Origin of the sequence: Pyxidicoccus xibeiensis (assembly GCF_024198175.1) — a bacterium.
GTDB classification, from domain to species: domain Bacteria; phylum Myxococcota; class Myxococcia; order Myxococcales; family Myxococcaceae; genus Myxococcus; species Myxococcus xibeiensis.
On sequence record NZ_JAJVKV010000008.1, the window covers coordinates 260,487 to 287,186 of the forward strand.

Genomic DNA, 26,700 nt, shown 5'->3' on the forward strand with positions numbered 1-26,700 from the left:
ATTCCGCCTCCCCGGCGTCTACTCGTCGGTCCCGTCTTCCTGCCCGTCGGGTGTGGTGTCGCGCAGGCCGAATTCCTTCATCTTGGTCTGCAGCGATTTCCGGCTGATCTGCAGCAGGCGGGCGGCCCGCGTGACGTTGCCGCCCGTCTCCTCCAGCTTCTTCATGATGAGGTCGCGCTCCAGCTCCGCGGCCTTCATCCGGACGATGTCCTTCAGGCCCACCTCGCCCACCGGGACTTCCATGCCCGGCGTGGAGGGGGACTGGGTGGCGCCCGCCTGGGCGCCTGCTCCCTGACGGACCTGCTCCGGCAGGTCCTTCACGGTGATGAGCGGGCCATCCGCGAAGAGCAGCACGCGCTCGATGAGGTTCTCCAGCTCGCGGATGTTGCCCGGCCACGCGTAGCCCTGGAGGATGACCATGGCATCGTCGGCGATGCCTTCGATCTTCTTGTTGAGGCGCTTGTTGTACTTCTCCAGGAAGTGCCGCGCGAGCATGGGCACGTCGCTGCGGCGCTCGCGCAGGGCGGGCAGGGTGATGGGCACCACCGCCAGCCGGTAGTACAGGTCCTTGCGGAAGCGGCCCGCCTCGATTTCCGCCTGCAGGTCGCGGTTGGTGGCGGCCACCAGGCGCACGTCCACGCGGGTGGTCTTGATGCCGCCCACGCGCTCGAACTCGCCCTCCTGGAGCGCGCGCAGCAGCTTCACCTGCATGTCCACCGGAATCTCCCCGAGCTCGTCCAGGAAGAGGGTGCCCTCGTCGGCCAGCTCGAAGCGGCCGGGCTTGGAGGTGACGGCGCCGGTGAAGGCCCCGCGCTCGTAGCCGAACAGCTCGCTCTCCAGCAGCGTGGAGGGGATGGCCGCGCAGTTGATCTTGATGAACGGCTTGTCGCGGCGGCTGGACGCGCCGTGCAGCGCGGTGGCGATGAGCTCCTTGCCGGTGCCGCTCTCCCCGGTGATGAGCACCGTGGAGGGCGTGTCCGCCACCTTGTCGATGATCTTGTAGACCTCTTGGATCTGCGGCGAGTCGCCGATGATGGCGGCCCGCGCCTTGAGGTCCGGGCGGACGGAGCGGCGCGCGCTCTCGTTCGTCTTGGCGGCCTTGGCGACGACGGCGGACAGCTCCGCCTGGTCGAAGGGCTTGGTGATGTAGTCGAACGCGCCCGCCTTGATGGCGTCCACCGCGGAGTCCACCGTGCCGTGCGCGGTGATGATGATGACGGGCACGTCCGGGTTGGCGGCGCGGACGGTGCCCAGCACCTCCATGCCACCCACCTTGGGCATCACCAGGTCCGTCACCACGATGTCCGCGCCGTTCTTGTGGAACTCGGCGAGCCCCTGCTCACCATTCTCCGCGACGGTGACGTCGAACCCGTCGCGGCGCAGCATGGCGGCCAGCACCTTGCGAAGGTTGACCTCGTCGTCGATGACCAGGACCTTTGTCATGAGCGGTGCTGGCGCGGTCCGGAGCTAGCGGCGGCCAGGGGGAGTGACCGGTGGCGCGGAGGTGGGGCCCTCGAGCGTGCAGATGGCGTCCGGGTGCTTGATGCGCAGCAGCAGCGCCTCCAGCACGCGGAACGGGTGGTTCATCCGCGAGGCGCCCAGGTACGCGGCCACCATGTCCATGGCCACCGCCAGGTCCATGTTCTCGCGGCCGGTGGACACCACCACGCCCGAGTCCCCGCGCAGGCGGTTGGACTGGTAGACGCCGTCCGACGCCAGCTGGCGGATGGTCTCGATCTCCAGCACGCCCGTCTTCTCGTAGATGCGGTGCAGCTGCGAGTACAGCCGCGGCGACAGCACCACGGCGTAGGGACCGAAGTGGCCGTGCTCGTTGAGCTTGCGCGTGGAGTCGACGATGGCCTGGAAGCCGCCGCCCGCGAGGTTCCAGTCGCCCAGCGGCACGGTGAGCCGGCCGTTGGCCGTCATCAGCCCCTCGTAGCCCAGCTTCGCGTCACCGTAGAAGATGAGCTCGTCCTCCTGCTGCGCGCACAGCGCGGCGGCGCCCGCGGCGGCGGAGACGTCCAGCGGCATGTTGTGCGTGCGCGCGGCCTCGATGTCGCGCCAGTGCAGCAGGAAGTCCTTGTAGAGGATGGGGATGGTCTTGAACTTGCGCGCGTCGGTGAAGACCATCGCGGTCTCCTGCTCACCGACGATGTCCACCGCGCCAGGGGACACGCCCTGGAACTCGTCGTAGGGCACCGTCTGCACGCCCGCACCCAGCGGACCGTAGATGTCCAGGATGCGGCGGCCCACCAGCGAGCGCCGCGCGACCTGGATGACGGTCTCGTTCAGTCGCGCCCACTCCTCTTCACGGAGGGGGTTCTCGGCATGTCCAAGGAAGTCAGGCATCGAATGTTCTCCAGAAGACTCAACAAGGAGACGGGGGAAATGTCAGCGACCGCTGCTACCGCCGCCACCACCCCGGCGGAGCGAGCCCACCGTGAGTGGATGCGACTCCACCGCGGGCGGCGGGGCGGGCAGCCCGTACATCAGGCGCTGCGGGGGAACGGAGGTCGGAGGCTCCGACGGCAGACGGCCATTGCGGCCGATGACGGAGGCGGGGGAAGGGGCCGGCGGGGAGACCGCGGGCGGGGTGGGGATGGGCGCGCCCTGGGCGGCCGTCCCTTCGAAGTGCCCCGCGACGAAGGGCTTCGTGAAGTGTGCGTCCTGTCCGTTATCGAGCAGGCGCAGCATGTGGACGGCCTCGGAGACGTGCTCCTTCTCCTCGGAGGCCAGGTGGAGGAAGAAGGCGCGGACCTCGGGGGCGGAGGAAGCCCGGGCGAACGCCTCGTACTCGTTGATGGTCTCCAGCTCGCGGGCCAGGACGCGGCGGATGCGTGCCACGTCGTCCAGGTCGCTGTCGGGGGTGCCGGCCATTGGCCCGGACCCTCGCAACCCCCAGCGGTACCGTCAAGTGAAACGGCGAGGAAGGGTTTCGCGCTTCATGCCACTGGACGCCCCGCGTACAGTCCCGCCCCTGGTGACCTCCTCCACGCCCGAGCCTCCCCCGACGACCGGCACGCCTCCCGTCGCTCCCCCTCCGTCCGTGAAACCGGCGGGGAAGGCGGGGAAGGGGGCCGTGCTGGTGGCCACCGGCATCCTGGCCTCGCGGCTGATGGGACTGGTGCGCGAGCGCGTCTTCGCGCACTACCTGGGCAACGAGGTGGAGGCCGCCGTCTTCAAGGCGGCGATGCGCATCCCCAACTTCCTGCAGAACCTGTTCGGCGAGGGCGTCCTCTCCGGCTCGTTCATCCCCGTCTACGCGGGCCTGCTGGGCAAGGAGGACCCGAAGGCGGCGGACCGCGTGGCCGGCGCGGTGTTCGGCCTGCTGTCGCTGGTCACCGCGGTGGCGGTGGCCCTGGGCATGCTCGCCACGCCGCTGCTGGTGGACCTCATCGCCCCGGGCTTCGAAGGCGCGTCGCGGGAGCTGACCATCTCGGTGGTCCGCATCCTCTTCCCGGGCACGGGGATGCTGGTGTTGAGCGCGTGGTGCCTGGGCATCCTCAACAGCCACCGCCGCTTCCTGCTGTCGTACCTGGCGCCGGTGGTCTGGAACCTCGTCATCATCCTCACACTGGTGGTCGCGGGCGGGCGCTACCCCAAGGACCAGCTGGTGGAGGTGCTCGCCTACGGCGTGGTGGTGGGCTGCTTCCTCCAGTTCGCGGTGCAGGTGCCGTCGGTCTTGAAGCTGCTGGGCGGCTTCCGCCCGACACTGTCGCTGGCGAGTGAGCCGGTGCGCCAGGTGCTGAAGAACTTCGGCCCGGTGGTGGTGGGGCGCGGCGTGGTGCAGTTCAGCGCGTGGGTGGACACTGCCTTCGCGTCGCTCATCTCCAACCGCGCGCTGTCCTCGCTGGTGTATGCGCAGACCCTCTACCTCATCCCGGTGAGCCTCTTCGGCATGGCGGTGTCCGCCGCGGAGCTGCCGGAGATGTCCCGCGCCACCGGCACGGGTGAGGACGTCGCCGCGAAGCTGCGCACGCGCATCGACGCCGGCTCGCGCCGCATCTGCTTCTGGGTGGTGCCCTCGGCGGCGGCCTTCCTCTTCCTGGGGGACATGGTGGCCGCGGCCCTGCTTCAGACGGGCCGCTTCGACGCGGCCGACTCGCGCTACCTCTGGTACCTGCTGATGGGCGCGGCCGTGGGCCTGGTGGCATCCACCGTGGGCCGCCTCTATGCCTCTGCCTTCTATGCGCTGAAGGACACGAAGACGCCCCTGCGCTTCGCCATCGTGCGGGTGGCGGCGGGCACGCTGGGCGCGTGGCTTCTCGGCCTGCACCTGCCGGGCTGGCTGGGGCTCCCCGAGCACCTGGGCGCAGTGGGCCTCACGCTGGCCAGCGGCCTGGTCGCCTGGCTGGAGTCCAGCCTGCTGCGGCGAAAGCTGGTGAAGCAGGTGGGCCCGGTGGGGGTTCCGGCGGGGCTGCTGCCCCGGCTGTGGGGCTCGGCCATCGTCGCCGGGCTCGTGGCGCTGGGGGTCCGGTGGGGCCTCGTCTCCCTGCTCGGCCCCATGCCGGGCGTGGTGGCGGAGTCGGGCGGCGAATGGCTGCCGCCACCCCAACTGCACCCGGCCTTGGGCTTCCTGGCGGTGGCGATTCCGTTCGGCGTCGTCTATTTCGCACTGGCCGGTGCCCTGGGCGTTCCCGAGGCCGGCGCGGTCCTCCGCAAGGTCGGCCGCAAGCTCCGGCTGGTCCGCTAACCGCCCGGAAGTGCTTGGTTCCTGACGGGCCGGGCGGGGCTTGCTTGGAGCAGCAAGTAGTCTCAGGGGATGGCCTGACGCGCTGCCTTCGTTATGGACGATGCACCGGCTCACACGGCGTGCGCGTCATCTGGCTTCCTCCGGAGTTGTCGCGCGTGTAGAGTGCGCCGCCTTTTTCACCGGGGCCCGGCTTCTCGGCAAGTCAGGGTCTGAATTCGTCTCAGGAAGGTCTCCGCAGTGAGCGACGAGAAGAGCGGTTCCAATTCAGGCGGTCCGGGCGGGATGGGTGGTCCCAAGAAGCCGAAGGCGACCTTCGGCGACGTGATGCTCGGCATCCCCTCCGGGGGCAGTGGCCGCGGCGAGGGGGACCGAGGTGGGCGCGGAGGTGGCCGCGGGGGTGAGCAGCGTGGTGATCGTGGCGGCCCTGGCCGCGGCGACCGCGAGGCCCAGCCGCGTCCCGAGGGTGGGGCGCCGCGTGGCGACCGTCCCCCTCGGGGCGGTGGCGACAGGGGAGGTGAGCGCCGCGGTGGCGGCGAGCGCCGCCCGTCCGGCCCCATGGTCGTCGTGAAGCGGGCCTCGGGTGCCATCGAGACGCGCGGCCCGGTGGGTGACAAGCCCGCTGACGCCACCGCGACGTCCGAGGAGACGACCGCCGCCGCCGAGGCCTCGGCCGCGACGCCGGCTCCGGCTCCCACGCCCCGTCCGGTGACTCCGACGCCCGCGCCCTCCAGCGCGCTGTTCGAGGAGGTTCCCGAGTCCCAGTCCTTCGCCGAGATGTTCGAGGCCCAGGCCAAGGAGGGGGGCACTCCCACCCGCCGCGGCCTGCGCGTGGGCGAGAAGGTCAAGGGCACCATCTTCCAGCTCGGCGCGGACACCGCGTTCGTGTCGGTGGAAGGCGCCGCCAAGAGCGAGGCGATGATCGAGCTTCGCGAGCTGAAGGACGACGAGGGCATCCTCCGCTTCGGCGTGGGTGACAGCCTCGAGGCCCACGTGGTCGAGGTGGGTGCCAAGGGCATCCTGCTCAGCCGCGCGCTCGCCAAGGGCAGCGCGTCCATGGCCATGCTGGCCGAGGCCCGCGCCTCCGGCATGCCGGTGGAGGGCATGGTCCTCAGCGTGAACAAGGGCGGGGTGGAGGTCGCCATCGGCGACATCCGCGCCTTCTGCCCCATCAGCCAGCTGGACCTGCGCTTCGTGGAGAAGCCGGACCAGTTCATCGGCGAGAAGCTCCAGTTCCGCGTCACCGAGGTGCGTGACCGGAACGTGGTGCTGTCGCGCCGGGCCCTGCTCGAGGAGGAGCAGCGGCGGCTGGCCACGGAGACCCGCAAGAACCTGGCCGAGGGCAAGGTCGTCAAGGGCAAGGTCTCCGGCGTGCGCGACTTCGGCGTGTTCGTGGACCTGGGCGGCGTGGAGGGAATGATTCCCGTCTCCGAGCTCTCGTACACGCGCGTGGGCCACCCCAGCGAGGTGGTCAACACGGGTGACGAGGTCGAGGTGGAGATCCTCCGCATGGAGGCCGCGGAGCCCAACTCGTCCGACAAGAACAAGCGCAAGGAGCGCATCACCCTGTCCATGCGCGCGCGCATGGAGGACCCCTTCAAGAAGGCGCTGTCGGAGCTCAAGGAAGGCGACCGGCTCCAGGGCAAGGTCGTCCGCCTGCAGCCCTTCGGTGCCTTCGTGGAGCTGCGCCCGGGCGTGGATGGCCTGGTGCATATCTCCGCGCTGAGCGACCGCCGCATCGCGCACCCGCGCGACGTGGTGAAGGAGGGTGAGGTCATCTGGGTGGCCATCGAGAAGATCGACCCCAACGACAAGCGCATCGGCCTGCGCCGCATCTCCGAGGAGGAGGCGCAGCGTCCCGCCGAGGAGCGCCCCGCGCCCTCCGCCGCCGCCGCGAGCACCGCCACCCCCAAGGCGCCCGCCGCGCCCCGTCCCCAGGTGGGCCAGGTCGTCATCGGCAAGGTGGACCGCATCGAGCCCTACGGCGTGTTCCTCGCCTTCCCCGGTGGCAAGGGCCTGCTGCCCGCCAGCGAGACGGGCACGGAGCGCGGCACCGACCTGCGCAAGCACTACGCGCTCGGCCAGGAGGTGAAGGTGGCCATCCTGGACATCGACGCGTCCGGGAAGATTCGCCTGTCCGTCACCGCCGCGGTGCGCGCCGAGGAGCGCGCCGAGGTCGAGGCCTGGCAGAAGACCCAGCAGCCCCAGGGTGCTGGCAAGAAGGGCTTCGGCACGTTCGCCGACCTGCTCTCCAAGATGCGCAAGTAGCGCTCCTTTCTCCGGCGCTGATCACCTCGAAGTGATCAGCGTCGAGAAAGGTGTTGACGCTCCAGGCGGGGGACGGTACTTACCGCCTCGCCTCTCTCTGCCGCGGGGTGGAGCAGCCTGGTAGCTCGTCGGGCTCATAACCCGAAGGTCGCAGGTTCAAATCCTGCCCCCGCAACTCGTAGCACCTGAAGCCCGATCGGAATGAAGACCGGCGCTTCATGGGTTGAAGACGGACAACATGACGCGGGGTGGAGCAGCCTGGTAGCTCGTCGGGCTCATAACCCGAAGGTCGCAGGTTCAAATCCTGCCCCCGCAACTCGGATCGGCCCGGTCATCCTCTCGGATGGCCGGGCCGATTTTTTTCCTACACCGGCAAATATGACCTGAGCTCCTCTTCGATGTCTCGGAGGCAGCCCTCCGGATTTGCGCGGCAGCGCCGGCCCATGATGCGAGGGACGCGCCGCTGCATCCAAACCGGGCTCGTTGTTGAGGATGCCCGCGGTGCGCTCCACCCACCGGTAGGCGCGCGCAAGGGCGGGCCAGATGGAGGCCGTCGCCCTCCGGGCGTTGCTCAGCACCGCATGCAAGCGGCTCAACTCCGGTGCGCGGGCCCCCTTTTTACTACCCGCCCCAGACTCTTCTCGATGGCGCCCAGGCGTCGGCGCAGCAGCAGTCCGGAGGGGTTGAGGGGCGGGCGGTGGTCGTTGGTGAGGGCGCTCCTGACGGCCGCCGCATAGTCGCGCGCGGCACGGGCACTCGCGTCCTGACGGCCTTCCACGGCCCGTTCGACCTGGCGCACCTGGCGCACCCGCTTCTTCAACTCCTTCTTCGCGTGCCGGTCCGCTTCGTAGCGAGGCCGAGCCGCCTCACGCAGGTAGTGGAAGTAGCAGTGTTGGTGAGGCACCTGGGGCAATGCGTGGGCCAGGTCGTTGCGGATGCTCCGCTGCCCATCGGACACCACGCCGACAACCTCACCGACCTGAGCGAGCCAGGGTGGCCGTGAAGGGCCGAACGGAAGTGAGCCTGCCGGGGCAAGCGCATCGCCACCTGGTGGCGGAAGAAGAGCTAGCAGCGCTACCCCGAGGTGAAGCAGTTGCTTGTGACGGCCGACTCGGGCGGCAGCAGCAGCGCGAGAAGTCGGGTCTGGAAGGCCGAGTTGCAGCGGTTGGCGGACGCGACGGGGCTCTCCGTCAGCGTCTGCCACTTCCCGCTCGGCACGAGCAAGTGGAACAGGGTGGAGCACCGCCGCTTCAGTCACATCTGCATGAATTGGAGAGGGCGCCCCTGGGGGGCTATGTGACGGTGGTGAACCTCATCGGCTCGACGACGACCACCGCGGGCTTGAAGGTGAAAGCACACTTGGACTGACGGCGCTACCGCACGGGAGTCAGCGTCTCTCAAAAGGCCATGCACCAACTCCACCTCGTCCGCTCAAAGTTCCATGGCGACTGGAACTATATCATCAAGCCGAGCGTGGCTACGCAATCTCTGATCGGACGCTTGCGAAATATGTTGTAGCCGAGCTTCTCTCATGCAAGAGGCGGCAGGGTTGGATGTGATTGGCTTTGAAGTACATCAGGGAGAGTTCCGGTGAATGTGAGTCGATGGGGGGCCGTGCTGCTGGCGACGTGCGTGACGCTGGTGGCGAGGGCGGAAGGAGGTGCGTCGGAGTGGCGATACAGAGCGGCATCTCAGGGAGAGGCTGTCGCGGAGGAGGTCTTCGGCCAACTGCGGCAGAAGACTTCTGTAGAGGCCGCCGACCGGACTCAAGCCTTTGAGGCGGCGCGTGCCCGCTGGGATCGGTTCAGCGACGCAACGGCTGTCGCATGCGCGCAGAATCACGCAAGAGGAGAAGTTCCTTCGCTCTCTCGTGAAGGCGCTTGAGAACAGACGATGATCGATGACGAGGTCGCTGAGATCTTGGCAGATCGAACGGACGACGGGGAACGTCTCAATCAGCTCGCCGATGAATTCCGATGCGGTCGAGAAGTCAGCCAGCTTGCGGTGCTTTTGGATTCAAAGAATCCGGAATTCGTTTCTGTCGGAGCGTGGATCCTTGGTGAGCTGTCGTTCGAGCTCTACCGATCTGACGATCTCATCTCTCGACTGCGTAGCCTCACTGGCCACGTCGATCCGGCGGTTCGTTTCCATGCCCTTGTAGCACTGTTCCCAGCGCTCGACTCGATGGATGCCAGTGCTCGCGAGCTATTGCGGAGATTGCTTTGTGACCCGAACGATGGCGTTCGTAGGGCGGCCCAAGCGGCGGCGAGTCGTCTGTCTCTGAAGTAGTCCTGACAGCACACCGGCGTACCGTGGCGAGGTCGCGTCAATGCAACTTTCGGGGCAACGTGGTGGTCGAGAGCTTCTTCAGCAGCCTGAAGATGGAACGGTCGCGGTAGAGACGGCCCTTCGCCGTTTCCGGCTGAAGGAGCATCGATAGATCGGCGATTGGCGGCGGAGAAGTCGTCACGGTGAACGAGGTGGCGCGCGTCTACAAGGAGCTGATGGGCCGCCCCTCGAGCGCGTCTACTGGGGCACGACGGAGGACCTGCGCCGCCACCTCTCACATCTGGCGCCCACGCCGGACCCCGTCGTCCAGCGCGGCCTCCTCATACAGCTCGCGGGGAAGGGGAGACTCACGCAGCCGGCCAACATGGCGGACTCCCGGCCGCGCTCCCTGACGCTCCGTGGGTTTCTCGAGGCGCGCCTGCTGCCTCCCACGCCGCCGCACGTGGAGCCCACCGCCTTCGTGCATTCGTAGCGCCAGCCCTCGATTCGCACCGTCCTGGGTGGGGTTGAGGGCAGCGGATACCCGGTCATTCTGGACCCGCCGGGGTTGCGCAGGTCCGTACTCACAGAATTTTTCCTCTATTCTGAGCGGATAACCTGCCGGAACCACGGAATTCTGCGCTGCGTTGGGAAAAATATGACTCTGTCGCCTTTCAACCTACATCAATAAGGGCACTAATCTCTCCGACAGGTGACAGTTCGTCACTTGGGGGCTACCGCGGTGTGACCTGACGTTCCGGCGCTGGTGCCGGGACACCTTGGCAGGTCGCAAGTAGCTCCCACCCCGCGTAGTGAACAGGGAGCTCCCCCACGTGAGAAGGTTGGTTGCCACGCTGTCTGGCCTGGCGCTGGTGTTGTCCGGTACCAGCGCAGTCGCCCGGACGTTGCCGAACTACGATGCAAACCTGGACGCAAAGCCCGCGGGTCGAGCTTCCGCTGGCTTCAAGTCCGTGAACGCCGTCAAGGGTGCGCGCGTTGCGCATCGGGACTCGCTGACCGACACGCCCACGTTCGTCTGGGCCAAGAAGACGCAGGACAATGCGAAGCTGCGCGCGCAGGTCGCGAGCATGCCGCCCGACCAGGCCGCGCTCTCGCAGCTCGCGGCGCATGCGCCTCTGTATGGCGTGAGCTCCTTCGAGGCCGCTGGCGCGAAGGTGGTCTCCGTCTCCCAGAACCGCCAGGGCGTCAAGGTGGTGAAGCTGGCGCAGGAGTCCGGTGGCATCGAGGTCTTCCGCCAGTCGCTGAACGTGCTGCTCAACCGTGACAACGAGGTGGTTGCCATCTCCGGCAACTTCTCACGTCACGTCACCCCCGAGACGGTGACGGTGGAGCGCGCGCGCTTCAAGGTGTCGGCGGCCTCGGCCGTCTCAAAGGCCTACCAGGACCTGACCGGCACCACGCTGGACGCCAGCCTCCTGCGCCCGCTGAACGCGAACGCGAAGAAGGCCGGCCCCGGCGAGTACACGCACTACGAGCTGGCCACCTACGCCCGTCCCCTGGCGGAAGGCCTGCTCATCCCCGCGCGCGTGCGCGCCGTGTACTACCCGATGCCCAACACGCTGGTGCCCGCGTACTACGTGGAGCTCAACACCGGCACCGCGGACAGCAAGGACTCGGACTACTACTCGTTCGTCGTGTCCGCCCTCGACGGTTCGTTGCTGATGCGCAACAACCTGACGGCGCACGCGGACTTCAGCTACCGCGTCTACGCGGAGACCACGCCTCCGTACACCCCGCACGACGGCCCCGGCGGCACCACCGCCTCGCCGCACCCCACGGGCAACCCGGACGGCTACCGCGCGCCGTACATCGCGCCCGCGCTCATCACCCTGCAGAACGTCCCGTTCAGCCAGAACGACCCCTGGCTGCCGGACGGCGCCACGGTGACCACCGGTAACAACGTGGACGCGTACGCGGACCTCGTGGCCCCGGACAACTACAACCCGGGCGACCTGCGTCCCACCGTCACCGCCCCGGGCGTGTTCGACCGCACGCTGCTGTTCGACATCGAGCCGAACGCGAACCCCGAGCAGATCGCCGCGGCCACCACGAGCCTGTTCTACATGAACAACTGGCTCCACGACTGGTTCTACGACGCCGGCTTCGACGAGCGCTCCGGCAACGCGCAGACCGACAACTTCAATCGTGGCGGCCTGGGCAACGATGCCATCCGCGCGCAGGCGCAGGACTACACCGGCATCGACAACGCCAACATGCAGACGCCGTCGGACGGTGCGTCCCCGCGCATGCAGATGTACCGCTTCACCGGTCCGCGCAACTCGCGCCTGACGGTGAACGCGCCCGCGGCCATCGCGGGCAACTACCGTGCGGGTGTCACCACCGTTGCATCACTCGGCCCGGCGCTCTTCGACGTCACCGGTGACGCGGTCGCCGCCATTGACCCCGCCGAGCCGCCTCCCGCGGGCAGCACCGTGCCGGGAACCACCCTGGACGGATGCAGCCCGTTCACCAATGCGGCTGAGGTTACGGGGAAGATCGCCATCGTCGACCGTGGCTTCTGCAGCTTCAACTTCAAGATCGAGAACGCGCAGGCGGCGGGCGCCATCGGCGTCATCATCGTCGACAACGCGAACGGCTTCCTCCAGGACGTCGGTGGCGCTTCCACCGCCACCATCACCATCCCCACGCTCCGCCTCACCCTGGCGGACGGCACCTCGCTGCGCAACAACCTGACGGGGCTCAACGTCCGGCTGTGGCGCGGGCCGACCACCGGCCTCGACGGCACCGTCGACAACGCCATCGTCGCCCACGAGTGGGGGCACTACATCAGCAACCGCCTCATCGGTAACGCCAACGGCCTCATCAACAACCAGGGCCGCGCGATGGGCGAGGGCTGGGGCGACTTCACCGCCCTGCTGATGATGGTCCGCGCCGAGGACATCAACGTCCCGTCCAACGCGAACTGGAGTGGCGTCTACGCCATGGCCGAGTACGCGACGCGCGGCTCGTCTCCGGACTCGTCGTTCTTCGGCATCCGCCGTGGCGCCTACTCGGTGGACCCCACCAAGAACGCGCTGCGCTTCCGTCACATCATGGACGGCGTGCCCCTGCCCACGACGACCCCGTTCGCTCCGGCCGGCGTCAACTCGCAGGTCCACAACTCCGGTGAGGTCTGGGCCAGCATGCTGTGGGAGGGCTACGTCGCGCTCCTCCGCGCCCACCCCTTCCAGGAGGCGCAGGACCGGATGAAGAGCTACGTCGTCAACGGGTACAAGATGACGCCCGTGTCGCCGACGTACACCGAGGCGCGTGATGGCGTCCTCGCGGCGGCCTTCGCCAACGACCCGGCCGACCACCTGCGCCTCTGGGCGGCCTTCGCCCGCCGCGGCATGGGCGTCGGCGCCATCGCTCCGGTCCGGACCTCCGTCAACCACGCCGGTCTGGTGGAGAGCTACGGCCTCGGCGCGGACGTCGAGCTCGTCAGCGCCCGGTACGCCGACTCGGCCGCCACCCCTGGCGACGCGGACGGCATCCTCGACAACGGCGAGACGGGCACCATCGTCGTCACCATCGCCAACCGTGGCGCGGAGCCGGCCCGGGCGACCAGCATCACCGTCTTCTCGCCCACCCCGGGCGTGACGGTGGGCAACCGCGGCTCGGTGAACGCGCCGGAGATCCCCGTGAGCGGCTCCGTCGACGTGGCCGTGCCCGTGTCCCTGCGTGGCGCGACGCAGGCCCAGCGGCTCGACTTCTTCCTCGCCACCCGTGACGACGGCCAGTCCGTCCCCGGCGACAAGTCGGGCGAGCTGTCCTTCAAGGCCAACTACGACGAGCTCCCCGAGGCCACCGCCACGGAGACCGTCGAGGCGTCCGAGGCGAACCTGCCCTGGGACATCGAGTCCGACGAGACGCTGACCCCCGACGAGTGGACCGTCGTGGAGCTCGACGCCACCCTGAACCGGGCCTACTACGGCCCGAACCTGGGCTCCCCGAGCGACCTGCGCCTCATCACCCCCGCGCTCAACGTGAGCGCCACGGTGCCGTTCTCCATCACCTTCAGCCATGCCCACGACTTCGAGTGGGACTCCGCCGCCAACTACGACGGCGCCGTCATCGAGCTGTCCGAGGACGGGGGCGAGAACTGGGTGGACGTGGGTGAGTCGCTGTACAACGGTGAGATCACCACCGGTGACGGCGTCATCAACCCGCTGCAGGGCCGCCGCGCCTTCACGGGCACCACCCCGGGCTTCCCGGCGCTCATCCCCACCACGCTGAACCTGGGGACGGCGTACGCGGGCAAGACGGTGCAGGTGCGCTTCCGCATCGGCTCCGACAACTTCGTCGCCGCCACGGGCTGGGTGCTGGACAACATCTCCTTCTCCGGCATCACCAACACCCCGTTCACCAAGATCTGCGCGGACACCGGCACATGCGTCAACAGCGCGCCGGTCATCTCCGCGGGTCCGGACGTGACGGTCGACGAGCGCGCGCAGGTGTCCCTCACCGGTACTGCGTACGACGTGGATGGCCAGGCGCTCCAGTACCTCTGGGCGAGCGTGTCCAACCCGGCGGTGACCATCACCGGCGCCAACACGCTCAACCCGACGTTCACCGCTCCCAACGTGACCGCAGACACCAACCTGGTGCTGCGGCTGTCCACCACGGACGGCGTGGTCGTCGTCACCGACACGGTCACCGTGCGCATCCTCAACGTCAACCGCGCGCCCACCGTGAACGCGGGCGTGAATGGCGTCGCCGACGAGCGCAGCAGCTTCACGCTCTCCGGCTCCGCCAGCGACGCGGACAGCGACACGCTGACGTACTCCTGGACGCAGGTGTCCGGAACGCGGGTGGGCATCAACAACCCCACCTCCGCGACGGCCACCTTCTCCACCCCGGAGGTCTCCGCGGCCGGTGAGACGCTCACCTTCCAGCTGGCGGTCAGCGACGGGCGCATCACCACCACCGACACCGTCGACGTGAACATCAACAACGTGAACCGCGCTCCCGCTGTGACTGCCTCGTCGGTCACCGCGGACGAGCGGAGCACCATCACCCTGTCGGCCACCGGCTCCGACCCGGATGGCGACACCGTGAGCTACGCCTGGATGCAGGTGGGCGAGCCCGCGGTGGTGCTGACGGGCGCCGACACGGCGACCCCGTCGTTCTCCGCCGGCGACATCGCGGCTGACACGGTCCTCACCTTCCGCGTGACGGTGAGCGACGGCACGGCCACGACCTCGCAGGACGTGGTGGTGAACGTGCGCAACATCAACCGTGCCCCCACCGTGAACGCCGGTGTGGACGGTGCCGTGGCCGAGCGTGCCGCCGCCACCCTGAGCGGCAGCGCGAGCGACGCGGACAGCGACACGCTGAGCTACGCGTGGACCCAGGTGTCCGGCACGCCGGTCGCGCTGAGCGGCGCGACCTCGCTGACGGCCACCTTCACCGCGCCGGAGACGGCGAACGGTGAGACGCTCACCTTCCGTCTGACGGTGAGCGACGGCCAGGCCACCAACTCCGACGAGGTGAGTGTTCAGGTCAGCAACGAGAACCGCGGGCCTGCGGTGACGGCGTCCGCGGTGACGGTGGACGAGCGCACCACCGCCACGCTCACGGCCTCCGGGACGGACCCGGACGGCGACACCGTGAGCTACACCTGGACCCAGGTGGGCGGCGAGCCCACCGTGACGCTGACGGGCGCCGACACGGCGACGGCCAGCTTCACGGCTCCCGAGGTGACGGCGAACACGGAGCTCACCTTCCGCGTGACGGTGAGCGACGGTGCGGCCTCGGCCAGCAGCGACGTGACGGTGACGGTGCGCCAGGTCAACCGGGCGCCCGTGGCCAACGCGGGTGCGGACGCGGCGGTCGCGGCCCGTGCGACGGCGACCCTCAACGGTAGCGCGAGCACGGACGCCGATGGCCAGACGCTGACGTTCCAGTGGACGCAGGTGGGTGGCCCGTGGGTGACGCTGACGGGTGCCGACACGGCCTCCGCGACGTTCACCGCGCCGAAGGTGAAGGAGAACACGGACCTCACCTTCCGCCTCGTGGTGAGCGACGGCGAGCTGACCAGCAACGCCGACACGGTCACCATCACCGTCACCAAGGCCAACCAGGCCCCGGTGGCCAAGGCCCGCATCATCCTCTCTGGCGACCAGACGTCGATGACCCTCGACGGCTCGGGCTCCACGGACCCGGATGAGGAAGGCCTGACGTACAAGTGGGAGCAGACGACGGGTCCGGCCGTGCAACTGGGCAACGCCAACCAGGCGGTGCTCAGTGTGGACGTGCCCGAGCTCGACGACGACAGCGCCTCGTTCAGCTTCAAGCTGACCGTGACGGACGCCAGCGGCGCGACGCACAGCGCCACTGTCGAGGCCACTGCCACGCCTGACGGCGGTGGTGGCTGCTCCTCCACGGGCGCGGGCGCCCCGGCCGGCATGCTCGGCCTGGCGCTCCTCTCCCTGCTGCGCCGTCGTCGCCAGCAGAACTGAGTCGTGCCCGCGGGCCCGGACGGCTGAACGGTCCGGGCCTGGGGGTGCGAGCCTGAGCGCTTGAAATTCCCGGCGGCCGGTTCCCTGACTCGAGGGGGCCGGCCGCTGGTCTTTTGTCGGTCGTGGACAAGGTGGAGGCTGGAGGGGATGCTCGGCGCCAGGAGGTGTCGATGGCCGTCCTCGAGCTGGCCCAGGCCGTCCCATTGCTGCGCAAGGAGTACGGGGAAGGGCGGCTCATCCCCTTCCTGGGCGCGGGCTTCTCCAAGCCGCTGAACCTGCCGGACTGGGGTGAGCTCATCGCGGACATGGCGCGGAGGCTGGGCTTCGAGCCGGACCTGTTCACCCTGCACGGCGACTTCGACCAGCTCGCGGGCTACTTCGAGGAGGTGGGGGACTTCGAGTACCTCGTCCACGAGATGACGCGGGGCTTCAACTCGCTCGAGTCGGAGAAGAGCCGCAAGGCCTCCCGCACGCACCAGGCGCTCGCGGCGCTCCGGTGGCACACGCTCTACACGACGAACTTCGACTTCCACGTGGAGGGGGCGCTGAAGGACGCGGGCCGGCCCGTCAACGTGCTGGCGTCGTTCGCGGACTTCCAGGGGCCCCGGCTCGTGGGCGGCTGTGACGTCATCAAGTTCCACGGCACGCTGGAGAAGCGCAACACCATCGTCCTCACGGAGAAGGCGTTCTTCGACCGGATGACGCTGGAGGCGCCCGCGGACCAGCGGTTGCGCGCGGACCTGCTGAGCCACAGCTTCCTGTTCATCGGCTACAGCTTCAGCGACACCAACATCCGGTACATCTGGCACCGGATGCACCAGCTCCGGAAGGGCAGTGGGGCGGCGGCCTCGCCGCGCAAGTGCTTCTTCGCCACCCATGGCGCGGGGCCCGTGCAGCCCACCCTGCTGGAGAAGTGGAACATCGACATCATCCAGCTGGACCCGTCCGACAAGTCGGCGAGCGTGGCGGACCTCCTGCAACGCATCGGTGTCTGAGCCGGGGCCACGAGATGAAGACCGCCTACTTCTACACTGCGAACCCGAACAAGGCCGTGGAGGCCCGGCACGTCTTCGAGCCTGCCGGGCGGGTGGAGGTCCTGAAGGTCCGCACGGGCATCACCGAGATTCTCGAGGTGGACCTGGACCGGGTCATCCGCGCCAAGGCCGCGGCGGCGTACGCGGCGGCCCGCTATCCGGTCGTCGTCGAGCACGGCGCGTTCTGCATCGACTTCCTCCAGGGCCTCCCGGGCGCGCTCATCCGTCCCTTCTGGGACGGGTTGGGGGCTGCCGGGCTGTGCGGGTTGATTCCACCCGGCCAGCCGAGGGTGGTGCGAGCCTCCAGCGCGGTCTGCTACTGCGACGGGAAGCGGCGCCACGTGGTCACCCGCGAGGTGAAGGGCGAGCTGGCCCTGAGCGAGCGCGGCACCGGGGGCTATCACTGGGACCCCGTCTTCATCCCCGAGAGCGACAAGGCGGGGCGGACGTTCGCCGAGCTGCCGCTGGACGAGAAGCTGCGGCTTTCTCCCGCGGGGCTCGCCTACGCGGACATGCGTGACTGGATGGAGAGACACCTGGGTGGCCCATGAACGCCTCTGGCGGGCGCGGTCCGGGCCACCCCGCGCTCACAGCGGCCGCACGTGCTCGGCGATGCGCCCGGTGGCGATGAGCTCCAGCAGCTCGTCGCCCATCCGCTCGCTCTCGGCCACCACCTGGTTCCAGGCGCGGATGCGCTCGGTGTCCGTGCGCTGCTCGAAGTCGACGCGGTCCGGAATCCTCCCTCCGGGCAGCCGCGCCACCAGCTCCGGGGAGGGCGCAATCAGCAGCGCCCTGCGGAAGTTGGCCGGCCGCGCCCGCCGCCACCGCAGGGACTTGTCGAACCAGCCGGGCACCACGTGCGGGTAGAAGTGCGGGTAGAGCACCAGCCCCTCACCCGGGCCGAAGTCCAGGTCCAGGTGGTAGTCGAGCAGCCCTCCATCCCGGTATACGCCCGGCCTCGCGCCTGGAATCTTCACGCCGCTGAGCACCAGCGGAATGGAGCCCGAGGCCAGCAGCGCCGGCCGCAGGTTCTCCCGCGTCAGCGGCAGGTGCACGGAGGGCAGGTCTCTCAGGCCCACGAAGGGGCTCGCGTCGCCCGCCGTGTGGAAGATGACGCGCTCCATGTGGAACCCCAGCGTCCTCCGGCTCACCAGGTTCCCCATCGCGCACAGCGCCAGCCCCAGCAACTGGATGCGCGAGTGCTCCACGCCCACCGCCCCTCGGCACAGCGCGGTGACGACGTGCAGCCGCGCCCACGGGTGGTTGAGGATGTCCGCCTCGCCGCTCTCGCCCAGCAGCGCATCGAGGATGCCCGCGCTCGTCTCGCTCACCAGGGACGGCGAAGGCCGGGCAGGGTAGCGCTGGTCGATGTAGGCCGCCTCGAACCGGTGCAGCGCCGCCACCGGGTCCGCCTGCGCCACGCACGCCAGCCGCCAGCTCCCGATGGAGGAGCCAATCAGGTGCAGCGGCCGCGTCCGGCCCTTGAAGAGCCCCGCGAAGAGGGCCCGGTCCAGCCCCGCGAGCACCAGCCACTTCGGCCCCCCGGAGGCCCCGGGAACGACATCCACGTCATCGCCGCGCAGGCCCCGCTCGCGGACGAGTCTCAGCGCATCGGGGCCGGCCAGGAGGGTGAGGTTCGACGCCATATGGGCGCGGGACGGTAGCAGGCTTGCGACGCTCCCCGCGCCGCTGCTGTAGTCCCCACCCCATGAAGAAGCCCCACCTCCCCGGTACTCCCTCCGCGGCCCTGAGCCGTCGCGCCTTCCTCGGTGGCACGGCCGCGGCCACGGCGCTCGTCACGTTGGACTCCCACGCCCAGGCCGCCGCGACGCCTCCGGCGGCAAGGGCCCCGGCCGCCCAGCCCTTCGAGCTGGAGGAGGCCACCGTCGCGGACCTCCAGGCCGCGATGAAGTCCGGCAAGCACACCGCGCACGGGCTCGCGGAGCGCTACCTCGCGCGCATCAAGGAGCTGGACCGCAAGGGAGACCTCCCGCTGCTGTCCGTCATCGAGCTGAACCCGGACGCGCTCGCCCTCGCCGCGGCGCTCGACAAGGAGCGCAAGGAGAAGGGGCCTCGCGGGCCGATGCACGGCATCCCCGTCCTCCTCAAGGACAACATCGCCACGGCGGACCGGATGCAGACCACCGCGGGCTCGCTCGCGCTCGTGGGCGCCGTGCCCTCGCGGGACGCGTTCATCGTGGAGCGCCTGCGCGCGGCGGGCGCGGTCATCCTCGGCAAGACGAACCTCAGCGAGTGGGCCAACTTCCGCTCCACCAGGTCCTCCAGCGGCTGGAGCGCGCGCGGCGGCCAGTGCCGCAACCCGTATGCCCTGGACCGGACGCCCTCGGGCTCCAGCTCCGGCTCGGGCGCCGCCACCGCCGCCAACTTCTGCGCGGTGGCCGTGGGCACGGAGACGGACGGCTCCATCGTGTCGCCCGCGGCGGCCGGCTCGCTCGTCGGGCTCAAGCCCACGGTGGGCCTGGTGAGCCGCAGCGGCATCCTCCCCATCTCGCACACCCAGGACACCGCCGGCCCCATGACGCGCACGGTGGCGGACGCGGCGGCGCTGCTCTCCGCGCTGGTGGGCATCGACCCGTCGGACGCGGCCACCGCCGCGAGCCAGGGCAAGGCGCACGCGGACTACACGAAGTTCCTCGACGCGGACGGGCTCAAGGGCGCGCGCATCGGCGTGCCGCGCGAGCGCTTCTTCGGCTACCACGCCCCCACCGACGCGCTGGTGGAGCAGGCGCTCGAGGTACTGAAATCGCGGGGCGCCATCCTCGTCGACCCGGCCCCCATCCCCACGGCCGCGAAGCTTGACGAGCCCGAGTTCGAGGTCCTGCTCTACGAGTTCAAGGCGGGCCTGGAGGCGTACCTCGCGGGGCTGGGGGAGGGGACCAGGCTGCGCACGCTGGCGGACCTCATCCGCTACAACGACGAGCACCGCGCCACGGAGCTGCCGTACTTCGGCCAGGAGATCCTCCACATGGCCCAGCAGAAGGGGCCGCTCACGGACCGGAAGTACCGCAAGGCGCTCCAGGACTGCCGCAAGCTGTCGCGGGAGCAGGGGCTGGACGCGGTGATGGCGAAGCACAAGCTGGATGCGCTCGTCGCCCCCACCCAGGCGCCTCCGGGCCTCGTCGACCTGGTGAACGGCGACCACTGGCTGGGCAGCAGCTCCACCCCGGCCGCCGTCGCCGGCTACGCCACGCTCACCGTGCCCGCCGGCTACGTCTTCGGGCTCCCGGTGGGGCTGTCCTTCATCGGCCGCGCGTGGAGCGAGCCCACGCTGCTGAAGCTCGCCTACGCCTACGAGCAGGCGACGAAGCACCGCCGCCCGCCCGCGTTCGCCCCCACCGCGGACCTGCGCCCGGGCGCAAGGACCTGAGGGCCACGCGGCGCTGGGAGGGCACGTCCCCAGCGCCGCGCTTCAGCTCAGCGGCTCAGCTCACTGGTAGTAGGGCGAGAGCGCCGCCTGGATGCGGGCCAGCAGGTCCTCGGCCTGGGCGCGCTCGCTGCCGCTCAGCGTCCCCAGCGAGGCGGTGATGGTGTCACGCCCCTCGCGCAGGGTGAGGTACGCCGGCAGCGACTGCATGGACTTGAGGATGTCCACCATGGTGCGGCGGGCGCGGAAGCTGCGCACGCCGTCCACGTTGATGAGGATGCCGTGGATGTCCGCGAGCACCGCCGGGGTGACGGCGCTGCTCTCGTCCGGCGTGAAGGTGATGTCGTCACGCGCGCTTACGGGGTCCAGGTAGAGCCGCGCCAGGAGGCGGCGCGCCAGGTCGTCCGCGGCCGCGCCGTAGCCCGGGCCGGCATCCGGAGGCACCGCCAGCGGAGGCCGCACCTGGCCGATGGCCACGTCGTACGCGAACGTCTGGTCCGCCGGCACGCCCGCGCGCACCCAGCCGAGCACCGAGTTGCCGTAGTAGTCGAACGCCCCCGCCAGCGCCTCGAACGGGAGGATCTCGTACAGCACCAGCTCCTGCACCAGCTGGTGCGTGGGGCCGAAGAAGTTGCCCAGCGGGTCCGAGTACCGGTCATACCGCACGCAGTACGGCTCCACCCGCGTGTCCGGGTCCGTGCAGAACAGGCCGGTGGGCAGCGCCGTCGACAGGCCGTACAGGTAGCGCACCGCCTGCACGTCGTACGAGGCCGGCTTGTCCACGAAGATGGCGTCCGGGTCGTACACGTACTCCATCACCGACGTGGAGCGCTCGGAGGCCGGGTCCCCGTCGAACACCAGCGAGCCCGCGAAGTTGTGGCGCAGGCCCAGCGTGTGGCCGACCTCGTGGAGGATGACGTGCGTGAGGTACTGCTCCACCTTCTGCTTCTTGGTGAGCTGCGCCTCCAGGGCCGGCCGGGGCAGCTTCTGGTTGCGCGCGTCGCCGTCCTCGCGCAGCGGGGGCAGCGGCATCTCGCACAGGGGCTCCGCGTCGAACCCGCTCCACGACATGCGCAGCGGCTTGTGCGCGTTCTTCACCTTCGCCTTCAGCTGGGCGGCCACGTCATCGCCGAACTCGCCGTCCGCGTACTCCAGCCACAGCGCGTTGACGTAGACGGTGGCGCCGCGAATCTCACCCGTGTTGGGGTTGGTGCGCCAGTCCGCGAAGGCGAAGCTCGCCGAGGACTCCGGGTCGAAGATGATGACGTTCTTGTCGTCGTCCGCGAACCCCTCCGAGTCACCCACCGTGGCCTCGAAGACCTTGAAGCCGAACGCCTCGTTCCAGTTCTCGACGCCCTTCTTCACCGCGCCCACCACGTCGTAGCCCTTGAAGCGCGGGTCGGCCTGCACGGCCTTCACCGTGTCGGTGATGTGCCACTTGATGGGCTTCATGCCCGGCCGGATGTTCCACTTCGCGGCCGTCTGCACCACCTGACCGGTGTTGGGAATCAGGCGCGGCTCGCTGCGGAAGTAGTGCTCGCGCGGGGGCAGCGGCGTGGGGGTGTAGCCCTGGCCCTCCTGGTAGCGGCGCAGGGCGATGCCCAGCGTGCCCGAGTTCTTCAGCAGGTTGTTCTCCAGGTAGTCCGGCGCGTCCGGGTCCGCGACGTCCGCGTAGCCGGTGAACACCTGCTCGAAGGTGACGCCGTCGGAGATGCGGCGGAAGCGCTGCGCGAAGCTCAGCTCCACCTCGAAGCGCACGCCGCCCTCGCCGAACGCGTCGCCAATCAGGCCGAAGCGATTCAGCCCCGCCGTCGGGTCCACCAGGATGTAGCTGTCCGCGCCGCGCAGGTTGTTGAACGCGCCGTAGTCGTTGACGATGGGCCACGCCTCCACCAGCACCTGCGGGTCGAAGATGTCACTGGTCGTCTTGCGGTCGTCCGCGTCGAAGACGAACAGCTTGCCGTTCTGCACCTTGAACGACACCACGCGCGTGCCCAGCGAGTTCGCCGCGCCGTAGATGACCGCGCCGGGGAACAGCTGCTTCAGGTACGCGGACATGAACCAGCGCTGGCCCAGCTCGCTCTTGCGGATGGCCAGGTAGAAGCTCTCGCCGGTGTTGGACACCGCGCCGTCCAGACGCTGCCGGACTTCCGCCTGCTTCTCGGCGCTCACCTGCCGGGGAACGGCGACGAACGCGTCGTCCAGCTCCACCTGCAGGCTCTCCGCGGGCGTCTCGGGGGTGGGTTGGGGAGCCGGGGTCTCGGCAGGACTGCAGCCGAAGCTCAGGACCATAACGGTGGTCACAGCGCCAAGAACCGAGCGCCGCAGCGGGGAATGCCACCTCATCGTTGCCTCCAGATCGTGATGAGCGGTGACTTCCCGGAACGGGAAGGCCGCATCTCAATGGTCGTGAGCTAACGGTGAAAGTTGCTTCCCATACTGTTTCTTGAACTGTAGTAATGTGATTACTGTTCCAACGTACCTGCGGTGCTGCCGCCGTCGGTCCGCTCGCGCTGCGAGTCCAGGTATGCGGCGAAGCCGGCCTTGGACTGGATGCGGAAGTCAGGGAGGCGCGCGAGCGCCTCGGGAGGAAAGCAGTACTGCTCGCAGACGAGGCTCGCGCGCCGGGTGCCGGGCGCGCCGCCGGTGAAGGGTTGGACTTCATGCTGGAGGTCGCCGCGGAAGTGCACCAGCAGCCCCGGACGCGGGCGAACCCGGCCCACGGGCGCGTCGTCGCGCAGCAGGTGCAGCGCGCCGCCCTTCGCGCCCTCGGGGACCTCGAGGTACAGCACGCTCACGTGCCGGGGCGTCGCGCCGGGCACGCCGGCGGGCTCCTGCAGCGTCGCGTCGATGTGCCGGCCCACCGCCGTGCCCGCGTCCAGCAGCAGCAGGTTCAGGTAGAAGGCGTTCGGGACAGGAAGTGCCTTCCGCTTGCCGAACAGGCGCTCCCGCCATGGCAGCAGCCCGCGCGCGCTCGAAGGCTCCAACACCGTCGCCAGGTAGCAACGCAGGAAGGGGAAGCGCGCCTCCAGGGTGGCACGGCCCTGGTTCGTGAAGATGAACGCGAAACCCCGGCTGGCCTGGAACGTCCCCATCAACGGGCTGCGCGCGACGAAGCGCGAGCCGAGCAGTGCCTCCCGGAGCGCCTGCAGCTCCGGTGCGGGAAGGGCTTCACGCTGGGTGATGTAGGCGCGCACAGGGTGACAGTTTCGGTGGGGTGAATTGAGACCCCCGTAGCAGTTTTACAGCCTACCTTCTAGGTTCCAACCTTGCCGTTCCTTCAGCCCCCGGAAGGACTTGATGAGCCAGCAACGCAGAGCCCCCAACACGCCTCCTCCCGCCGCCCAGATGATGCAACAGATGGTGTACGGCTTCTGGGTGTCCCGCTGCCTGCAGATCATGGCGCAGCTGGGCATCGCCGACATCATTGGTGACACCCCGCGCACCGTGGAGGAGCTGGCGCAGGCCAGCGGGACACACGCGCCCTCGCTGCGCCGCATGCTGCGCCTGCTGAGCGGCCTGGGGGTCATGCGCAAGGACGAGCAGTCGGAGTGCTGGAGCCTCACGGAGCTCGGGGGGATGCTCCGCAAGGACAACCCGGGCTCGGTGTACGGCTCGCTGATGGCGCATGGCCACCTGCTGTCCTGGCAGGCGTGGGGAGACCTGGTGTCGTCGCTGAAGACGGGGCAGCCCTCCGTCGAGAAGTTCATGGGCGACACGTTCTTCGGCTACATGTCCACGCACCCGGAGGATGCCGCCATCTTCAACGGGAGCATGGCCGCGTACCAGACGCTCAATGCGCCAGCGGTGGTGAGCGCGTACGACTTCTCGTCCGCGAAGCGCATCATGGACGTCGGCGGTGGCACGGGCACGCTGATGGCGCACATCCTCAATGCCCACCCTGCCGCCGCGGGCGCCATCTTCGAGATGCCCCATGTGGCGAAGGAGGCGCGCGCGCGCCTGTCCGGCCTGGGCCTCGCCGAGCGCTGCGAGGTGTTCGAGGGCGACTTCTTCCAGCGCATCCCGCCTGGCCAGGACGTCTACATCCTGTCGCAGATCCTCCACGACTGGGACGACGAGAAGAGCCTGCGCATCCTCACCAACATCCGCGAGGCCATGCACGCCGACTCGCGGCTGCTCATCGTGGAGACGGTGCTCCCCGGCGACAACGCGATGCACTTCGGCAACCTCTACGACGTGGCGATGCTCGTCCTCGTGGGCGGCCAGGAGCGCACGGAGGCCGAGTACTCGGCGCTGGTGTCGAAGGCGGGCCTGAAGGTCTCCCGCATCCTTCCCACCTCCATGCCTCCGAGCGTGGTGGAAGTCGTCCCGGCCTGAGCCTGGCGCCACCGGGTGGGCCCGTCAGGTCCACCCGGCTTTCAGTGCTTCGCCGTGTCGAGCATGTCGAGCAGGGCCTTCTCCGAGCAGTGCAGGCTGGCGCCGTCGACCGCCGCCAGCTCGTCGACGGAGTGGAAGTACCGGTCCACCACCTGCCCGCGCTCGAACATGGCCAGCACGGACGGGTAGATGTACGACGAGCGGGCCACCGCGGGCGTGTTGCCCAGGTGCTCGGCGGCCTCCTTCACGGCGGCCACCATCGACTTCTTGAGGACGGTCTTCTTCACCGGGACTTCGTCCCCCAACTCGTGCTTCACGCGCTCGCGGGCCCGGGCCAGCGCGCAGGCGCAGATGAGCGTGCCCGCCCAGGTGCGGAAGTCCTTGGCGCTGAACTGGGCGCCCATGACCTCCTGGATGTACTCGTTGAGGTGGCGCCGCCGCACGTCCACCACCGCGCCGTCGTCCAGGACGAACTTGAAGACGTCCCGCCCGGGGACCTTGAGGAGCTGCCGGACGACGCTCGCCACCCGCCTGTCCTCGAGCTGGCGGAACTGCTGCTTGCCGCTCTTGCCCGGGAAGTCGAACGTCACCGTGTCACCCGACACGCGCACGTGCCGGCGCCGCAGGGTGGCCAGGCCGAAGCTGCCATTCTCTTCCGCGTACTGCTGGCTGCCGGGGCGGATGAAGCACGAGCCCAGGATGCGGAGCATGGTGGCCATCACCTTGTCCCGGCCCAGCCCCTTGCGCCGCAGGTCCACGCTCACCCGGTGCCGCATCTTCGGAAGCGCCCGCGCGAAGCCCACGATGCGCTCGAACTTCCGCTCCTCCTGCCGGCGCCGATGGGACACGTGGTAGCGGTACTGCCACCGGCCCGCCGCGTCCCGGCCCACCGCCTGCAACCGCGCCGTGGGAGAAGGGGAGATGGCCACGTCCGTCCAGGCCGGAGGCAGCCGCATCGCCTCGATGCGCTCGCGGTCCGCCTTCGACACGGCCTTCCCGTCCGCCCGCACATAGCGGAAGCCGCGCTTCGCGCTCCCCATCCGGCGGTGTCCCGTGCGCTGGAGCCGCTCCAGCGCAGTCTCCCCGCGGCTCTGGCGCCCCCGTCTCTTCGGAGGCGCTGACTGCGTGGCTGGCTCGGCGTGCGTCATCAGAGGGGCCTGGGGTGGGTCATTCCAGCCAGGCACTCCATGTGCCCGCGTCCCCCTTTTGTGTGCAGCGACCGAGCGCTCGGCAAGGCAGGCTCCGCCTGGACGTCTGCTCAGGAAACGGCCAGAAAAGCGCCTGGCCGCGTTTTCTCCGGGAATGCGGCTCGATTAGAGTCCTCGCCGAGCCGAATGACGCCCTTTCTCGATTCCATCCTCGCGTTTCCGACCGCCATCTTCACCATCGTCCTGGGCGTGGTGATGACGTACTGGCTGTTCGTGATCATCGGTGCCATCGGCATCGACGTGCTGGATGGCGACATCAACCTGGAGGCGGGCGGCAAGGCGCTGGGCGGCGCGCTCGAAGGCGGCGGCAAGGCGCTGGGCGGCGCGCTCGAGGGCGGCGGCAAGGCGCTCGGCGGCGCCATCGAAGGTGGTGGCAAGGCGCTGGGTGGGGCGATGGAGGGCGGCGGCAAGGCGCTGGGCGCGCATGACCATGACGCCCATGTGGACGGGGGCATCCTGTCCGCGCTGGGCTTCGCGGGAATCCCGCTGACGGTGTCCGTCAGCCTGGTGGCCTTCATCTCGTGGTTCCTGTCGGTGATGAGCGCGCAGCCGGTGCACGCGGCGCTGGGGCCGGTGCTGCCCTCGTGGCTCATCAGCGGCGTGCTGGGCCTGCTGTGCTTCATGGTGGGGACGGCGGCCGCGGGCTTCGCCGTCCGTCCGCTGCGGCCGGTCTTCGTCGCGAAGAAGGCGCCTGGACGCGACTCGCTGATGGGCCGCGTGTGCACCATCTCCAGCGGTGACGTGACGGGCCGCTTCGGCCACGCGACCTTCGAAGACGGCGAGGCGGGCTTCATCCTCAACGTCGTCTGCGCAAAGCAGAACACGCTCAAGCGCGGAGACCCGGCGCTCATCCTCGGCTACGACCCGGAGCGGGGCGTCTACGACGTGGAGCCGGTGGATTTCCTGGCGCCGGAGGAGCTCGACCAGCTCCGTGATCCGGCAAAGGCAGCAGCCATCGCGCGAGCGAGGGCACGAGGCTGAGATTCGGGCCGCCCGAGGGGAGGCGGCGCAACAGATTCGACGCCGG

17 protein-coding genes, 2 tRNA genes and 1 pseudogene are annotated in these 26,700 nt (G+C 69.3%); 12 read left to right on the top strand and 8 right to left on the bottom strand.

The features are described from left to right. Positions 1–18: 18 nt before the first annotated feature. The 3 genes from LXT23_RS32250 to LXT23_RS32260 are packed head-to-tail and all read right to left on the bottom strand — an operon-like array spanning position 19 to position 2,877. Positions 19–1,443: a sigma-54-dependent transcriptional regulator gene (locus LXT23_RS32250; RefSeq protein WP_253984210.1), complete on the bottom strand. Its 1,425-nt coding sequence runs from the start codon at positions 1,441–1,443 to the stop codon at positions 19–21. Between the two features lie 24 nt (positions 1,444–1,467). Further along, positions 1,468–2,349 (bottom strand): encapsulin nanocompartment shell protein EncA, encoded by an 882-nt coding sequence (gene encA, locus LXT23_RS32255; protein WP_253984211.1) that lies wholly within the window; start codon positions 2,347–2,349, stop codon positions 1,468–1,470. Positions 2,350–2,391: 42 nt separating this feature from the next. Next, positions 2,392–2,877: a ferritin family protein gene (locus LXT23_RS32260; RefSeq protein WP_253984212.1), complete on the bottom strand. Its 486-nt coding sequence runs from the start codon at positions 2,875–2,877 to the stop codon at positions 2,392–2,394. 103 nt (positions 2,878–2,980) lie between these two features. On the opposite strand from LXT23_RS32260, the gene murJ reads away from it, so the two are divergent. The 4 genes from murJ to LXT23_RS32280 all read left to right on the top strand — a co-directional run bounded on the left by murJ (position 2,981) and on the right by LXT23_RS32280 (position 7,274). Next, positions 2,981–4,693, top strand: coding sequence for a murein biosynthesis integral membrane protein MurJ (murJ, locus tag LXT23_RS32265; RefSeq protein ID WP_253984334.1), 1,713 nt, complete (start codon positions 2,981–2,983; stop codon positions 4,691–4,693). Between the two features lie 282 nt (positions 4,694–4,975). Then, positions 4,976–6,958, top strand: coding sequence for a S1 RNA-binding domain-containing protein (locus LXT23_RS32270; protein ID WP_253984213.1), 1,983 nt, complete (start codon positions 4,976–4,978; stop codon positions 6,956–6,958). Positions 6,959–7,059: 101 nt separating this feature from the next. Next, positions 7,060–7,133: transfer RNA gene (locus LXT23_RS32275), tRNA-Met, on the top strand. Positions 7,134–7,200: 67 nt separating this feature from the next. After that, positions 7,201–7,274, top strand: a tRNA-Met gene (locus tag LXT23_RS32280). A 276-nt stretch (positions 7,275–7,550) separates the two neighbouring features. On the opposite strand, the gene LXT23_RS32285 is transcribed toward LXT23_RS32280, so the two are convergent. Continuing rightward, on the bottom strand, positions 7,551–7,919 hold the full coding sequence (locus LXT23_RS32285) for a hypothetical protein (RefSeq protein WP_253984214.1): 369 nt from the start codon (positions 7,917–7,919) through the stop codon (positions 7,551–7,553). Positions 7,920–7,997: 78 nt separating this feature from the next. Between LXT23_RS32285 and LXT23_RS32290 the strand changes: the two are divergent. From LXT23_RS32290 to LXT23_RS32310, 5 genes and pseudogenes are all read left to right on the top strand, one after another. Continuing rightward, positions 7,998–8,476: pseudogene (locus tag LXT23_RS32290) on the top strand (ISAzo13 family transposase); the annotation flags it as partial. A gap of 375 nt (positions 8,477–8,851) precedes the next feature. Next, positions 8,852–9,247 carry a HEAT repeat domain-containing protein gene (locus LXT23_RS32295; RefSeq protein WP_253984215.1) on the top strand — a complete coding sequence of 132 codons (396 nt, stop codon included), beginning with the start codon at positions 8,852–8,854 and terminating at the stop codon, positions 9,245–9,247. Between the two features lie 812 nt (positions 9,248–10,059). Continuing rightward, complete coding sequence (locus tag LXT23_RS32300) at positions 10,060–15,708, top strand: myxosortase-dependent M36 family metallopeptidase (protein ID WP_323379109.1); 5,649 nt, start codon at positions 10,060–10,062, stop codon at positions 15,706–15,708. Positions 15,709–15,878: 170 nt separating this feature from the next. Continuing rightward, positions 15,879–16,703, top strand: a complete 825-nt coding sequence (locus LXT23_RS32305) for an SIR2 family protein (RefSeq protein WP_253984216.1) — start codon at positions 15,879–15,881, stop codon at positions 16,701–16,703. A gap of 14 nt (positions 16,704–16,717) precedes the next feature. After that, on the top strand, positions 16,718–17,293 hold the full coding sequence (locus LXT23_RS32310) for a non-canonical purine NTP pyrophosphatase (RefSeq protein ID WP_253984217.1): 576 nt from the start codon (positions 16,718–16,720) through the stop codon (positions 17,291–17,293). 36 nt (positions 17,294–17,329) lie between these two features. On the opposite strand, the gene LXT23_RS32315 is transcribed toward LXT23_RS32310, so the two are convergent. After that, positions 17,330–18,388 (bottom strand): patatin-like phospholipase family protein, encoded by a 1,059-nt coding sequence (locus LXT23_RS32315; protein WP_253984218.1) that lies wholly within the window; start codon positions 18,386–18,388, stop codon positions 17,330–17,332. A gap of 62 nt (positions 18,389–18,450) precedes the next feature. On the opposite strand from LXT23_RS32315, the gene LXT23_RS32320 reads away from it, so the two are divergent. Continuing rightward, on the top strand, positions 18,451–20,130 hold the full coding sequence (locus tag LXT23_RS32320; protein WP_253984219.1) for an amidase: 1,680 nt from the start codon (positions 18,451–18,453) through the stop codon (positions 20,128–20,130). A 60-nt stretch (positions 20,131–20,190) separates the two neighbouring features. Here the strand turns inward: LXT23_RS32320 and LXT23_RS32325 are convergent, their stop codons facing one another. Continuing rightward, positions 20,191–22,473 carry a zinc-dependent metalloprotease gene (locus tag LXT23_RS32325; RefSeq protein WP_253984220.1) on the bottom strand — a complete coding sequence of 761 codons (2,283 nt, stop codon included), beginning with the start codon at positions 22,471–22,473 and terminating at the stop codon, positions 20,191–20,193. A 119-nt stretch (positions 22,474–22,592) separates the two neighbouring features. After that, positions 22,593–23,324 carry a 2OG-Fe(II) oxygenase gene (locus tag LXT23_RS32330; protein ID WP_253984221.1) on the bottom strand — a complete coding sequence of 244 codons (732 nt, stop codon included), beginning with the start codon at positions 23,322–23,324 and terminating at the stop codon, positions 22,593–22,595. A 103-nt stretch (positions 23,325–23,427) separates the two neighbouring features. Here LXT23_RS32330 and LXT23_RS32335 point away from each other — a divergent pair, with 103 nt between their 5' ends. Beyond that, on the top strand, positions 23,428–24,465 hold the full coding sequence (locus LXT23_RS32335) for an acetylserotonin O-methyltransferase (protein ID WP_253984222.1): 1,038 nt from the start codon (positions 23,428–23,430) through the stop codon (positions 24,463–24,465). Positions 24,466–24,506: 41 nt separating this feature from the next. Here LXT23_RS32335 and LXT23_RS32340 read toward each other — a convergent pair whose 3' ends face one another. Next, positions 24,507–25,505 (bottom strand): DNA topoisomerase IB, encoded by a 999-nt coding sequence (locus tag LXT23_RS32340; RefSeq protein WP_253984223.1) that lies wholly within the window; start codon positions 25,503–25,505, stop codon positions 24,507–24,509. 294 nt (positions 25,506–25,799) lie between these two features. Between LXT23_RS32340 and LXT23_RS32345 the strand changes: the two genes are divergently transcribed. Further along, entirely contained in the window at positions 25,800–26,654 is an 855-nt protein-coding gene (locus tag LXT23_RS32345) for a hypothetical protein (RefSeq protein ID WP_253984224.1), read from the top strand. Positions 26,655–26,700 lie beyond the last annotated feature (46 nt).

Excerpts from the sequence above, each read along its gene's own strand:
- LXT23_RS32295 (WP_253984215.1), top strand. The coding sequence starts at position 8,852 with ATGATCGATGACGAGGTCGCTGAGATCTTGGCAGATCGAACGGACGAC.
- LXT23_RS32270 (WP_253984213.1), top strand. The coding sequence starts at position 4,976 with ATGGGTGGTCCCAAGAAGCCGAAGGCGACCTTCGGCGACGTGATGCTC.
- LXT23_RS32260 (WP_253984212.1), bottom strand. The coding sequence starts at position 2,877 with ATGGCCGGCACCCCCGACAGCGACCTGGACGACGTGGCACGCATCCGC.
- LXT23_RS32310 (WP_253984217.1), top strand. The coding sequence starts at position 16,718 with ATGAAGACCGCCTACTTCTACACTGCGAACCCGAACAAGGCCGTGGAG.
- LXT23_RS32345 (WP_253984224.1), top strand. The coding sequence starts at position 25,800 with ATGACGCCCTTTCTCGATTCCATCCTCGCGTTTCCGACCGCCATCTTC.
- LXT23_RS32320 (WP_253984219.1), top strand. The coding sequence starts at position 18,451 with ATGAAGAAGCCCCACCTCCCCGGTACTCCCTCCGCGGCCCTGAGCCGT.
- LXT23_RS32305 (WP_253984216.1), top strand. The coding sequence starts at position 15,879 with ATGGCCGTCCTCGAGCTGGCCCAGGCCGTCCCATTGCTGCGCAAGGAG.
- LXT23_RS32340 (WP_253984223.1), bottom strand. The coding sequence starts at position 25,505 with ATGGGGAGCGCGAAGCGCGGCTTCCGCTATGTGCGGGCGGACGGGAAG.
- LXT23_RS32335 (WP_253984222.1), top strand. The coding sequence starts at position 23,428 with ATGAGCCAGCAACGCAGAGCCCCCAACACGCCTCCTCCCGCCGCCCAG.
- encA (WP_253984211.1), bottom strand. The coding sequence starts at position 2,349 with ATGCCTGACTTCCTTGGACATGCCGAGAACCCCCTCCGTGAAGAGGAG.
- LXT23_RS32250 (WP_253984210.1), bottom strand. The coding sequence starts at position 1,443 with ATGACAAAGGTCCTGGTCATCGACGACGAGGTCAACCTTCGCAAGGTG.
- LXT23_RS32315 (WP_253984218.1), bottom strand. The coding sequence starts at position 18,388 with ATGGCGTCGAACCTCACCCTCCTGGCCGGCCCCGATGCGCTGAGACTC.
- LXT23_RS32325 (WP_253984220.1), bottom strand. The coding sequence starts at position 22,473 with ATGAGGTGGCATTCCCCGCTGCGGCGCTCGGTTCTTGGCGCTGTGACC.